This is a genomic window from uncultured Azohydromonas sp. (assembly GCF_937926365.1).
Lineage (GTDB): Bacteria > Pseudomonadota > Gammaproteobacteria > Burkholderiales > Burkholderiaceae_C > Azohydromonas.
The window spans coordinates 29115-41149 of record NZ_CALAOH010000088.1 but is presented as its reverse complement, the minus strand read 5'-3'; the positions used below and the strand labels follow the sequence as shown (position 1 = coordinate 41149).

Here is a 12035-nt window from a genome sequence, read left to right as displayed (position 1 = left end):
GCCTTACCAAATCAGTTTTGTCCGGGCACAGTCCGGCGTCTCAAGCCCACGGCGCGGCCTTCTGCCCCATCGAAAGGCGCCGCGCAGGAACCCGCCCGGACCCATGCACGACACCCTCTCCGCCGTCACGGCACTGTCCCTTCCTTGCCGCCAGTGGCTGTGGGAGCACGCCCCCAGCCTGGACCGCACGACCCGGCACGCCACGGCGCTGCTGCCCTTGCTGGCCAAGGCCGGCCTGCTGCAGGAGAGCATCGGGCTCGACGAGGCCGTGGATGCGTTGGCCGAGGTGTGCTCGGAGTCGCTGGCGGCGGGCTTCGTCCTGTACTCCCAGCGCGGCTTCATCGAGGTGCTGCGGCTGAGCCAGAACGTGGCGTTGCGCGAGCACCTGCTGCCCGCGGTGGAGGAGGGCCGGCTGGCCGGTGCCACCGGCCTGTCCGGCGCCTTCGCGCATCTGGCCCACGGCACGCCGCTGCCGGTGCAGGGCATCGAGACGCCGCGCGGCTGGAAGCTCAGCGGCCGGCTGTCCTGGGTCGCCAACCTGCAGCACGACGGCTATGCCGTGGCCGTGCCAGTGGCCTTCCAGGGACTGAAGCAATTCGCCGTCGTCTCGCTTGGCAGCGAGGAGAGCGGCCTCACGCGCACCCCCGACCTGGGCACCGCCGGCCTGCGCAGCATCCGCGCGGCGGCGCTGCGGCTAGACCAGGTGCACTTCCGCGAGGACGAGCTGCTGCACGCCAACGGCGCGCTGTTGATGCGGGAGCTGCTGCCGCAGCGGCTGGCCCTGCAATGCGGCATGGCCCTCGGCGTGGCGCGCGCCGCCTCGGCCGCGGCCGAGGCCCACGGCGGCGCAGGGGTTGCCGCGCGCCGTGCCGCCCTGGAGCGGCTGGACGCGGTCCTCATGGAAAACCGCGCGGCCTTGCGCGATGGCTTGCAGGCGGGCCGCTTCCTCCAGGACACCGCGGCGCTGCTCAAGCTGCGCTCGCGCTTCCTCGAACTGGCCCAGTCGGCCGTGCAGGCCGAGCAGCAGGCCGTGGGCAGCGAGGCCGTGCTCGCCGGTGAAGACAGCGGTTGCGCACGCCGTACCGGCGAAATCCAGTTCCTGTCCCTTCTGCGTCCGATCACCGGCGACGCCCGCTCCCCGTTGTCGCACGCCCGGAGCCCCGCATGAGTTCCCCGTCCCGCGTCATTCCCATCCAGCCGGCCGACGACGCCACGCGCCGCCCGGCGTCCATGTTCGAGGCCCAGCGCAAGGTCTACGCGCGCAGCGTCAAGGGTTTGTTTGCCAGCTGGCGCTGGGTGATGGTCTGGATCACGCAACTCATCTTCTACGGGCTGCCCTGGCTGAGCTGGAACGGCCGCCAGGCCGTGCTGTTCGACCTGGACGCGCGGCGCTTCTACCTGCCCGGGCTGGTGCTGTACCCGCAGGACTTCATCTACCTGAGCGCGCTGCTGGTGCTGTCGGCCTTCGCGCTGTTCTTCTTCACCGCCATCGCCGGGCGCATGTGGTGCGGCTTCGCCTGCCCGCAGACGGTCTACACGGAAATCTTCATGTGGATCGAGCGGCGCATCGAGGGCGACCGCATCGCGCGCATGAAGCTCGACCAAGCGCCGTGGAGCGCGCGCAAGCTCGTTCGCAAGGGAGCTAAGCAGGCGGCGTGGATCGCGCTGAGCCTCTGGACCGGCTTCACCTTCGTCGGCTACTTCACGCCGATCCGCGAGCTCGGCGCCTCCGCGCTCGCGCTGGGCCTGGGCCCGTGGGAGAGCTTCTGGGTCTTCTTCTACGGCCTGGCGACCTACGGCAACGCCGGCTTCCTGCGCGAGCAGGTGTGCAAGACCATGTGTCCCTACGCGCGCTTCCAGGGCTCGATGATGGACAAGGACTCGCTCATCATCGGCTACGACAGCCGACGCGGCGAGTCGCGCGGCTCGCGTGCGCGCAGCGCCGATCCGAAGGCGCTGGGCCTGGGCGACTGCATCGACTGCACGCTGTGCGTGCAGGTCTGCCCCACCGGCATCGACATCCGCAACGGGCTGCAGATGGAGTGCATCGGCTGCGCCGCCTGCATCGACGCCTGCGACAAGGTGATGGACAAGATGGGCTACGCGCGCGGGCTCATCCGCTACGCCACGGTCAACGGGCTGGAGCAGGGCCTGGGCAAGGCGCAGATGTGGCGCCGCGTGGCGCGGCCGCGGGTGCTGGTCTACGGCGCGCTGCTGCTGGCCGTGGGCGTGGCCTTCACCGCCAGCCTGGCGCTGCGCGACCCGCTGCGCGTGAACGTCGTGCGCGACCGCGGCGTGATGGCGCGCATGGTGGACGACGGCGCGGTGGAGAACGTCTACCGCGTGCTGGTGATGAACGCCACCGAGGCGCCGCAGCGCTACCGCATCGCCGCCTCGGGCCTGCCCGGCCTGGCCGTGGCCGGGGACACCGAGCTGGAGCTGGCCCCCGCTGCCGAGCGCTCCATTCCCGTGAGCGTGCGCCTGCCGGCCGAGGCCGCCGCGGCGCTGAGCGAGCGCACGCAGCACATCCGTTTCGAAGTCACCCAGGTGGCAGGCCAGGGCCGTGCGGCCTCCGTGCAGGAGGCCAGCACCTTCTTGCTGCCCCGATGAAGGCCGCATCCAGGGCCCAGGCCCCCGGCGGCCTGCGCCTGCTGAAACTGTTCGCCGCCGCCGCCCTGCTGGGCGCGTTGCAGTGGCTGGGCGACACCATCGTCGAGCACACCGGCTGGCCGGTATCGGGCTCGGTGCTGGGCCTGCTGATGCTGCTGGCGCTGCTGTGCCTGCGCGGCGGCGTGCCCGACAGCCTGGAAACCGTGACGGCCCCGCTGCTGCGCCACCTGATGCTGCTGCTGATCCCCTCGGTGGCCGCGGTGAGCCTGTACGTGGGCCTGCTGTCGCGGCATGCCGGCGTGTTCATCCTGACCGCGGTGGTCGCCACGCTGCTGACGGTGGGGGTGACGGCCTGGACGCTGCAGCGCCTGCTGCGGCGCCGGCAGCCATGATCGCCACGCTGGCCTGGCCGCTGTGCACGCTGGCGGCCTACGCGCTGGCGGTGGGGCTGTACCGGCGCAGCGGCCATCACCTGCTGTGCCTGCCGGTGCTCACCGGCACCGCGCTGGTGGTGGCGCTGCTGCTGCTCAGCGGCACGGACTACCCGGTTTATGCGCAGGCCACCCAGGCGCTGCGCTGGCTCGCCGGGCCGGCCGTGATCGCCCTGGCCGTGCCGCTGTACCGCCAGGCCGCGCTGCTGCGCCGGCTGGCGCTGCCGCTGCTGGGGGCGCTGCTGGCCGGTGGCCTCACGGCGGTGCTGGCGACGCTGGGCCTGGCCTGGGCCGTGGGCGCGCCGCGCGAGGTGGCGCTGTCGCTGGCGCCCAAGTCCGCCACCATGCCCATCGCCATGGCGGCGGCCGAGCGCGCGGGCGGCGTGCCCGCGCTGGCGGCCATGGCCGTGGTGGCCACCGGCGTGCTGGGCACGCTGCTGTGCGCGCCGCTGCTGCGGCGGCTGCGCATCGAGGACGAGCGGGTGAGCGCCTTCACGCTGGGGCTGGCGGCACACGCCATCGGCGTGGCCCGGGTGCTGCAGACGCGGCCGGAGACGGTGGCCTTCGCGGCGCTGGCGATGAGCCTCAACGGCGTGGCGACGGCGGTGGTGGTTGCGGTGGTGACGCGCTGGCTCTGAGGCGCCTGCGTGCGCTACGGCAGCTCGCCCTGCCAGCGCCTGAACGCCAGGAACTCGGCGCGGTTGCGCGGGCCGTAGGTGGCAAAGGTGGGCTGCGGGTCGTTGAGGTATTCGGTCTTGCGCCGCTGCACGGGGTCCTTGTCCAGCTTGCGGCGCAGGGCCTCGGGCTGCAGCCCGTACACCCGCGCCGCGTTGAGCCCGAAGACCTTGCGCTTGATCGCCGGTGTCAGCGCGGGGTAGCCGTAGCGGCTCTGGAACTCGGGACTGATCTGGAACGCGCGGAAGGCCTGGATCTGGTCCTGGGGGCTGCCGTACCAGACGGAATCCGTGCCCCAGAGGATGCGGTCCTCGCCGAAAACCAGCAGCAGCTTGCCCAGCAGGTGCGCCGCCTGGTCGGGGTCGCGCATGACGAAGCGCCAGGTGCTGCCGAGCTCGGCGAACACGTTGGGCGGGTTGCCCGCCTCCTGCACCGAGCGCAGCAGCACGTCCACGCCCAGGCGGGCGTCGGGATCGAAGGGGCCTTCGCGCATGCCGGGATCGAAGCCCGAGTGGTAGACGAGGAAAGCCATGTCCGGATGCCGCTTGGCCGCGGGGCCGATGTCGCGGGCGATGGAGTACTCCATGCCGCGCGCCCCGAAGGGCAGTCCCTTGTGCACGGCGATGCGCTTGACGCCCAGCTTGCGGGCACGCTCGATGAACGGCGTGCCGAAGCGGTCGTCGTCCAGGAAGAAGCCGGCCGGGCCGTCGCTCGGACCGAACTGGGTATAGGTCTTGAACGCGGCCACGGGGAAGCGGGCCGCCTGCGCGTCCATGCCGTCGAGCTCGCCGGGCAGCGTGGGCATGCAGCGGCCGTGCAGCAGCAGCCGCTCGGTGCCGTCGAGCGCCTTGGCGGCGGCACGCGTGGCGCTGGCGGCCTCGAAGTCCAGCGGGTTGGTGTCGGCCCCGCCCGGCACGTGCGAGAGCACGCCCATGGCGGTGTCGCTGTCCAGGAACACGTCCTTGAGCAGCGCGCCGCTGGAGAAGCACTCCACGTGGTCGGCCTTGCCGCAGGCGCTGTTGGGAAAGTTCCGCAGCGCGTCCGGGCCGGCGCGCCGGCGCCAGGCGCCCCGCGGGTTCACGTGGTGCAACTGCACGTCGAAGATGAACTCGTCGCCGCCGATGGCTTCCTGCGCCGCGGTCAGCTCGAAGGGCGCCTGCGCCGGGAGCACGTAGCGGCCGCCGTGCGAACCGGCGCCGGCGAACGCGCGGTCGAAGGCGGCCAGCGTGGCCGCCGCCCCCAGCAGGGACACGAGGTAGTCGCGCCTGGACACGCCGAGCCGGCGCACCGCGTCGTCGATGGCGGCTGCCGCGCTCGCGCGGGCCTGCACCGCGGTGGCGCCCAACGGCACCGGGGCGAACTCGCCATTGGAGGTGCTGTCCAGCTTGATGGGCAGGCAGCGAGGGTGGAGTGGGTAGGCCATGCAGACCTCCTGCAAGCAGGGCACGAACCTTACTCGCGCGGCGACACGGTTCAAGGAAGCAGCGCGTGGGCGCAGGGTCAAGGGGTGGCTGGCCGACCGTTGCGTCCGCTCTGGATCGACTGCCGCACGGCGTATCCTTCGCGCCTCGTCAACGGATCAAGGCGTCGCAAGGCGCGCAAGAGGAATTTCCATGGACCACGCCAAGGCAGCCAATTTCTGGCAAACCGTGCTGGATCAGGCGGACGTGCTGCGTGCGCCGCTGTCGTGCACCCCGGAGGATGCCGGATGGGACGAGGTGGTCACCCAGGTCACCACGGCCATGGAAACCCTGGACGCCGCCGTCCGCGAGGTTGACGAGCGCCTGGGCGTCGAGGCCACGCAGGCGCCGGTGCCGGACGGCGGCCTGATCCAGCTCGCCATCACCTGCGGCTGCAACGTGGACGCCATCGATGCCGTGCTGGCACTGGTTGACGCCGCTCCGGTCTTGCCTGCGAGCTTGACGGTCTGCGCCTTCAAGCCGCCGGTGCCGGCGGACGTGATTTCGAGCTTCGGCACCATGCAGTTCGCCGGCCAGGAAGTGGCGTTCGACGCCATTCGCTTCATCGCCAGGCCCAGCGAAGACGAGGCGGGCAAGTACGACATCGTGTGCTTTGCCCCCAATGAGGCGCAAACGCCCTTTGACGAGGGCGTGCCGGGCTCGATGGCCGTGCAGATGGTGCTGGGCATGGGCATCGGCGAGTTCAAGCTGATGACGCGCATCGGCCAGATCGGCGTGGTGCTGAGCGACGATCCGCCGGACGGGTCGGTGACGTCCTGGGAACTCAACGAGCTGATGGAGCGGACGTCGCTGCATTGAGCCGGTACGGCCCGCGAGATCGGCTCGTGCGCATGGCCAGGCGATGCAGACGCAACGACATCGTTGCTGGGCGGGATTGACGACAACATACCTGAGCCAGCGTTTCCCGAAGTTCCATCCCTGCCGCTGCCTCGCCTGTCTTTTCTTCCCATTGCCTTCAACAGCCGCACTGGGGAACACAGAGGCCCTTTCCCTTCGCGGGCTGGCCAGAAGGTGCCCGGGGAGGGCGAGTTGTCTTGGTATGGGAAATGAGGCCGGTATGTTGTCCATGCAAGCTATGTGGCTTGCGCCTTCCCCTCACGGAACCAGGCCGCGCGGGAAGCCCGCGCGGCCTGGCTTTTCGGGATGGCCGGTGATCAGGCTGCGCTGGCCCTGCTCACCATGGATGGCCGGTTCACGACGGCGGCCGAATCAGAACTTCAGCCACGTGCCGCGCAGTCCCTGCTGCTCGACGCCGGGCACGCTCCAGTCGCACACGCCGGTGGGGAAGATGGCGTTGAGGCGCTGGGACTGTTCGGCCGTGAAGCTCACGGCGTAGTCCGTCGCCGTCACCGGCTTGAGCGCGCACTTGACCACGTCGGACGCCAGCGGCGCGCCGGCCACGGCGCGCGGCGCCGGGGGTACCGGGTACAGCTGCGCGCATTGGCCCTGGGTCGGGTGCTGCGGCTCGGCAATGAAGGTGGGACTGGCGTCGCGCGTGTTGCAGCCCTCCTGCAGCGTCGCGGGCTTGTTGCGCACCACCTTCTCGTGCTGCGTGCCGCTGCCGGTATCGGCCTGGATGGCGGCAATCCACTTGTCCATCTCCGCCAGTGCCTTCAGCAGCAACGGGCTGCTGCTGGCGTAGTAGCCGTAGCGGAAGTCCTCCACCAGCATCACCTGGTTGCCGGCATCGCCGTTGGCCTTGACCAGTCGCTCGCGCATCGAGAAGGAGTGGTAGCGCAGGTGGATGTCACCGATGGCGTTGTCGTCGCTGTAGGCGCGGTAATCGATGATCGGCACGTCCCGCAGCCCGCCGCCCGCGCTGGTCAGCCGCCCGGTCTGGTACGCGGCGCGCGTGGCTTCGACGTCCGCCACCGTGCGCGGGCCCTGGAAGCGGGCGTCCACGTCGTAGCCGCCGATGCGCTCGTTGAGGTCGAGGAACTGGTCCGCCGTGATGGCACCGGCGTTGAGCGCCTGCAACCCGTACTGCACTCCCACGTTGTCCAGGGGCCGGCGCGCGAAGCCGGTGGCCGGATCGCGCCCCAGCACGTTGACGGTGTGGTCGTACACGCTGCAGCGCGCGCCCGTGGGGTTGGTCGTCGGGTTGTAGCGTTGGCCTTCGGGCAGCACGCTTGGGCAGTACTCGTCCGGGGCGATGCGCAGCGCGCCGCGGTACACCGTGTCGGTGTACATCGTTTCGAGCTTGAGGATGCCCGCCACCTGGCGCTGCTGCTCTTCAGTGAAGGCCCCCGGCGCGGTGTTGGTGAAGTAGTTGCCCAGCAGACGCATGTCCGTGATCGAGTAGACCGTGGCGAACATCACCTCGGGGAAGCTGCATCCGGGCAGGATGCCGTCGAGCAGCCCGGGGTAGTTGTCCGCGATCTGGTGCTGCTGGTAGGAGCCGCCGGAGCAGCCCCAGCCGATGGTGTAGCGCGGCCGGCCGTAGGCCTCGATGAAGCGCTCCTTGACCATCGCCATCGATTCGGCGGCCGTCAGGTCCTGGCAGTTGTTGCCGAACACGTTGAGCGAGGACGAGGCCATGGCATAGCCCTGGCGCAGGATCGGGTCGTCGAGCACGCCACCGGTGCTGTTGCCCTGCCTGTACCAGCCGCCGGTGCAGCCGCCGCCGAAGGTGTAGACGAGCTTGCCGTTCCAGCCCGACGGGCGCTGCGTGGGCGAGGGATCGGCCTCGGCGGCCGGGTTGTGAAGCACCGCCGTCTGGTAGATGGCGCGGTTCACGGTGCCGGTTTCCAGCCGCACGATGTAGGGCACCGTGCGGCCGTCGCTCGTGGTGGTGCTGGCCGCGTCGGCCGGCACGGCACTGGTCGAGGGCAGTGCCATGAAGCTGCCTGCATTGTTGCGGTAGACATAGTCCACGCGCGTGGTGACCGAGCAGTTGGCATCCAGCGGCACACCCAGGAACGGGCCGTCGGCGAAGATGCGGAAGGTGTCGGTTTGGCAGACGAAGGGCGTCTCGTACGGGCCGCTGAACAGTGGGCCGTTGCGCGGACTGTTGGTCAGCTGCAGCGTCGCGCGCCCGCTGGGGCTGGTCGCGCCGGCCTCCACCAGCTCGGCCACCAGTTCATTGCCGCCGTCGGCCAGGCCCGTGACCAGCGCCACGGGCTTGCCGTCCACCGGGTCGGCCGCAAACGTGGCGTTGGCAGGGGTGCCGTTGACGCTCAGCCGCACGCTGGCACCGGCGGGCACGTCACCCGTGACCTTCACCAGGGCGTCGCCGCCGCTGACCCACTGCGGGCTGGGGGAGGACTCCACGGACAGTGCGATCTCACGTCCTCCGCCATCGTCGTCGCTGCCGCCGCAGGCCGTGAGCACTGCGGCCGCGATCAGCGTGAGCCCGCCAGCGCGCCAAAGGAAAACGTGACGCGGCCTGTGTGTTGCTACCTTCATGTCGCCTACTCCGGGTTAGAACTACGCAAGACGGGAGCGGATGCCGGCTCACCCGTTTTGCGTAGAACGCTAACCTTATGGCGACGGTCGGCGAGTCAAGCTTGGTGGATGTCCGAAGGTGCGCCGCACGTTGACAGGCTGTCAGCCGCGGTGTTGTCACGCCATGCCACGGTGGCGCCAGGCAAGTGGTCCAGAACGTTACGGAACGGGAGCGCAACGCCTGCAGGCATCGTCAAGGACAGCCCAGCCTGGCCCGGGCCGCGTCGTTGCCGACTCATCTGGGCCGGTTGCGCTCCAGTTGCAGCCGTGCTGCCTGCCGCACCTCCTCGTCAGGGTCGTTGAGTGCGGCCTGCAACAGCGCCATGCCCTTGCGCTTCGAGCGTTCCCACCGCCATCAGCCTGACCGCGGAGTCGGCATCGCGGGCGTTTTCCCTTGCCAGGCTTGCCTATTTCGATCCACCGGGCGGCACCGGCGGATCGCCACGCGCGACGAGCTCGCCCGGGTCGGGCAGCGGCGTGTCGGTACGCGCGAGCTGCTCCGGGTCGAGCTGGTGCGAGAACTCCTGAACCGATTCCAGCCGCCGCTGGCGGTCCTCGCGCAGCGTGGGACCGCTCTGGATGTAGAGCGCCAGCAACTGTGCCAAGCGCACCAGCGAGTCCAGGTGCGTGCGCTCGTAGCCGTGCGTGGCATCGGTGCCGAAGCACAGCAGCGCCGTGCGCACGTCGGCGCCCGCGCTGACGGCGGCGCCCGCGTCCGAGTGATAGAAGCGGAACACGTCGCGGTGGCTCGGAATGCCATGCTCCGCGCACAGCGCCAGCAGCCGCCGCGTGAGGTGGTAGTCGTGCGGGCCGGCCGAGTCCATCAGCGGGATGGTCACGCCCTCCTCGCCCGCGCCCTGGCCCGCGGCGATGGGGCCGATGTCCACGCCGATGACCTCGCTCACATCGGCGTCGATCACCGCGCGCGCCCCGGAGCCCACCTCCTCGGTCAGCGTGAAGACGGCATGGCAGTCCATGGGCACCGGCACGCCCGACTTCACCACCGCTTCGAGCGCGCACAGCAACGCCGCCACGCCGGCCTTGTCGTCGAGGAAGCGCGAGACGATGTAGCCGTTGTCCAGCACCTCGGGCTGCGCATCGAAGGCCACGAAGTCGCCGACCTGGATGCCCAGCTTCGCCACGTCGGCGGCCGAGGCGATGCGCTCGTCCACGCGCAGCTCCAGCTGCTCCCAGCGGATGGGCTGGCTGTCAATGGCCTCGTTGAAGACGTGGCCCGAGGCCATGAGCGGCAGCACCGAGCCGCGGTAGCGCGCGCGCTCGGTAAAGACGGTCACGCGCCCGCCCTCGGCCCAGCGGCTGGACCAGGTGCCGATGGGCGCAATCGCCAGCCGGCCGTTGGGCTTCACCTCGCGCACCATCGCGCCCAGCGTGTCGAGGTGGGCCACGATGGCGCAGGCCGGGCTGTGGCGCCGGCGCTCGGGCAGGCTGCGCCGCAGCGTCGCGCGGAGGGTGCCGCGGCGCGTGAGCTCGTACGGGATGTCCAGCGCGTCCAGCCGCGTACCGGTGTAGTGCACGATCTCGTCGGTCAGCCCGGCCGGGCTGGGAATGGCCAGCAGCTCCAGCAACGTGGCGGTCAGCCGCGCGGCATCGATGGGCAGCAGGCGCGGTCCCTCGCTCATCGAGCCGTCTCCGGGAACAGCAGGTCCACGAAGCGCTCCACGGTGGGCTGCGGCTCGTGGTTGGCCAGGCCCGGTCGCTCGTTGGCCTCGATGATCACGTGCTCCGGCTGGTCCGGCGCCGGCACCAGGAAGTCCAGCCCCACCACCGGGATGCGCAGCGCGCGCGCCGCGGCCTCGGCCGCCTCGCGCAGGCGTGGGTGCAACTGCGCCGTCACGTCGTGGATGGTGCCGCCGGTGTGCAGGTTGGCCGTCTTGCGCACCTGCAGCGCCTGCCCTTCGGGCAGCACGCTGTCCCAGCCGAAGCCCTGCTGCACCAGGCAGCGCTCGGTCTCGTCATCGAGCGGGATGCGGCTTTCGCCGCTGGTGGCCGCGGCGCGGCGCGCGCTCTGGCTCTCGATGAGCTCGCGCACCGTGGAGCGGCCGTCGCCCAGCACCTCGGCCGGGCGCCGGATCGCCGCCGCCACCGTGCGGTAGCCGATGACGACGATGCGCAGGTCCTGCCCCTGGCAGAACTGCTCCAGGAGCACCGGCCCGCCTTCGCGCGCCGCGCGCTCCACGGCCTGCTCCAGCGCCGCCTCGTCGCGGATGTCCACGCTGATGCCCTTGCCCTGCTCGCCCAGCGCCGGCTTCACCACGACGGAGCCCTGCTCGCGCAGGAAGGCGGCGTTGGCCGCGGCGTCGCCCGCGGGCTGCTGCCGGGGCACCTGCAGCCCCACGGCGGCCAGGCGCCGCAGCGTGAGCTGCTTGTCCTGGCACCAGGTCATCGCCACGCCGCCGGTGAGGTCCGTGAGCGACTCGCGGCACTGGATCTCGTTGCCGAAGTGGCGCAGCTTGAAGATGCCCGCCGGGGCGTCGATCACGTCCACGCCGATGCCGCGGCGGCGCGCCTCGTCCACGATCAGCCGGGCATAGATGTTCAGCCCCGAGATGTCGTTGTTGCCATCGAAGAGATGCTGGTTGATGGCGTTCTTGCGCTTGACCACGAAGCCCGTGAGCGGCGTGAAGCCCAGCTTCTCGTACAGCGCGATGGCCTGCCGGTTGTCGTGCATCACCGACAGGTCCAGGAAGCCGCGCCCGCGCAGCGCGAAGTGCGCGATCAGGTGGCGCACCAGCGCCTGACCCACGCCGCGCAGCCGCGTCTGCGGATCGACGGCCAGGGCCCACAGGCTGCTGCCGCCCGCCGCGTCGCCGAAGGCCAGCGCGTGGTCCAGGCCCAGCACCGCGCCCACCACGTCGCCCGAGCGCTCGTCCTCGGCCACCAGGTACGTGAACGCGTCCTCGCGCTGGCGCGCCCACACCACGCTCGGGTCCAGCGGCACCATGCCGCGCATGCGGTAGAGCCGGTTGATGGCGCCGATGTCGGCCCGCGTGGACAGCCGCCGCACCGCCACGCCGGGCGGCGGGCCCTCCATCGCCTCGTCGGCATGGAGGTGGCGGCGGAACATCAGCGAGGGGTCCAGGAACAGCTCGTTGGGCGCCTCGGCCAGCACCAGCTGCGGCGATTCGACATACAGCGCGATGTCGCGCCGGTCGGGCGCCTCCTGCAGCAGGGCGCGCGCCAGCTCGGCAGGCGATTCGAAGGCCGGGCCGAACAGCAGCCGGCCCCAGCCGCAATCGACCCAGGGCGTGGGCGGCCCCCGCCGGTCGGGGTCGAAGGGCAGCACGGTGCCGTGCGCATGCAGCGCCCCCGGCGTGGCCGGCGTCTTGGCAAGATGTTGAGAGTGCAACGTGGTCATGGTGAGTCCCCCACAAGT

9 protein-coding genes are annotated in these 12035 nt (G+C 70.9%); 5 read left to right on the top strand and 4 right to left on the bottom strand.

Annotation, left to right across the window (positions count from 1 at the left end; genetic code table 11):
• Nucleotides 1-103 precede the first annotated feature (103 nt).
• The 4 genes from Q0741_RS09035 to Q0741_RS09020 are packed head-to-tail and all read left to right on the top strand — an operon-like array spanning nucleotide 104 to nucleotide 3679.
• Entirely contained in the window at nucleotides 104-1168 is a 1065-nt protein-coding gene (locus tag Q0741_RS09035; RefSeq protein WP_298232872.1) for a hypothetical protein, read from the top strand.
• Nucleotides 1165-2610: a cytochrome c oxidase accessory protein CcoG gene (gene ccoG, locus Q0741_RS09030; protein ID WP_298232871.1), complete on the top strand. Its 1446-nt coding sequence runs from the start codon at nucleotides 1165-1167 to the stop codon at nucleotides 2608-2610. Before Q0741_RS09035 ends, ccoG begins: the two co-directional genes overlap by 4 nt.
• Nucleotides 2607-3002: a CidA/LrgA family protein gene (locus tag Q0741_RS09025; RefSeq protein ID WP_298232870.1), complete on the top strand. Its 396-nt coding sequence runs from the start codon at nucleotides 2607-2609 to the stop codon at nucleotides 3000-3002. Before ccoG ends, Q0741_RS09025 begins: the two co-directional genes overlap by 4 nt.
• Complete coding sequence (locus Q0741_RS09020) at nucleotides 2999-3679, top strand: LrgB family protein (protein ID WP_298232869.1); 681 nt, start codon at nucleotides 2999-3001, stop codon at nucleotides 3677-3679. The genes Q0741_RS09025 and Q0741_RS09020 overlap by 4 nt, the downstream gene beginning before the upstream one ends.
• Nucleotides 3680-3693: 14 nt before the next feature.
• Here the strand turns inward: Q0741_RS09020 and Q0741_RS09015 are convergent, their stop codons facing one another.
• Nucleotides 3694-5139 carry an amidohydrolase family protein gene (locus tag Q0741_RS09015; RefSeq protein ID WP_298232868.1) on the bottom strand — a complete coding sequence of 482 codons (1446 nt, stop codon included), beginning with the start codon at nucleotides 5137-5139 and terminating at the stop codon, nucleotides 3694-3696.
• Between Q0741_RS09015 and Q0741_RS09010 the strand changes: the two genes are divergently transcribed.
• A complete protein-coding gene (locus Q0741_RS09010) occupies nucleotides 5138-5995 on the top strand; it encodes a hypothetical protein (protein WP_298232867.1) in 858 nt (285 codons plus the stop codon). The two genes, Q0741_RS09015 and Q0741_RS09010, sit on opposite strands and share 2 nt — an antisense overlap.
• A 411-nt stretch (nucleotides 5996-6406) precedes the next feature.
• Here Q0741_RS09010 and Q0741_RS09005 read toward each other — a convergent pair whose 3' ends face one another.
• The 3 genes from Q0741_RS09005 to ngg all read right to left on the bottom strand — a co-directional run bounded on the left by Q0741_RS09005 (nucleotide 6407) and on the right by ngg (nucleotide 12017).
• Nucleotides 6407-8602, bottom strand: coding sequence for a DUF6351 family protein (locus tag Q0741_RS09005; RefSeq protein ID WP_298232866.1), 2196 nt, complete (start codon nucleotides 8600-8602; stop codon nucleotides 6407-6409).
• Between the two features lie 446 nt (nucleotides 8603-9048).
• A complete protein-coding gene (locus Q0741_RS09000; protein WP_298232865.1) occupies nucleotides 9049-10281 on the bottom strand; it encodes an osmoprotectant NAGGN system M42 family peptidase in 1233 nt (410 codons plus the stop codon).
• The gene (gene ngg / locus Q0741_RS08995; RefSeq protein ID WP_298232864.1) at nucleotides 10278-12017 is read right to left on the bottom strand and encodes an N-acetylglutaminylglutamine synthetase; all 1740 of its coding nucleotides are present in this window, start codon (nucleotides 12015-12017) and stop codon (nucleotides 10278-10280) included. Before ngg ends, Q0741_RS09000 begins: the two co-directional genes overlap by 4 nt.
• Nucleotides 12018-12035: the final 18 nt, after the last annotated feature.

Coding starts and splice junctions, on each gene's coding strand:
- Q0741_RS09020 (WP_298232869.1), top strand. CDS start 2,999: ATGATCGCCACGCTGGCCTGGCCGCTGTGCACGCTGGCGGCCTACGCG.
- ngg (WP_298232864.1), bottom strand. CDS start 12,017: ATGACCACGTTGCACTCTCAACATCTTGCCAAGACGCCGGCCACGCCG.
- Q0741_RS09015 (WP_298232868.1), bottom strand. CDS start 5,139: ATGGCCTACCCACTCCACCCTCGCTGCCTGCCCATCAAGCTGGACAGC.
- Q0741_RS09000 (WP_298232865.1), bottom strand. CDS start 10,281: ATGAGCGAGGGACCGCGCCTGCTGCCCATCGATGCCGCGCGGCTGACC.
- Q0741_RS09035 (WP_298232872.1), top strand. CDS start 104: ATGCACGACACCCTCTCCGCCGTCACGGCACTGTCCCTTCCTTGCCGC.
- Q0741_RS09010 (WP_298232867.1), top strand. CDS start 5,138: ATGCAGACCTCCTGCAAGCAGGGCACGAACCTTACTCGCGCGGCGACA.
- Q0741_RS09005 (WP_298232866.1), bottom strand. CDS start 8,602: ATGAAGGTAGCAACACACAGGCCGCGTCACGTTTTCCTTTGGCGCGCT.
- ccoG (WP_298232871.1), top strand. CDS start 1,165: ATGAGTTCCCCGTCCCGCGTCATTCCCATCCAGCCGGCCGACGACGCC.
- Q0741_RS09025 (WP_298232870.1), top strand. CDS start 2,607: ATGAAGGCCGCATCCAGGGCCCAGGCCCCCGGCGGCCTGCGCCTGCTG.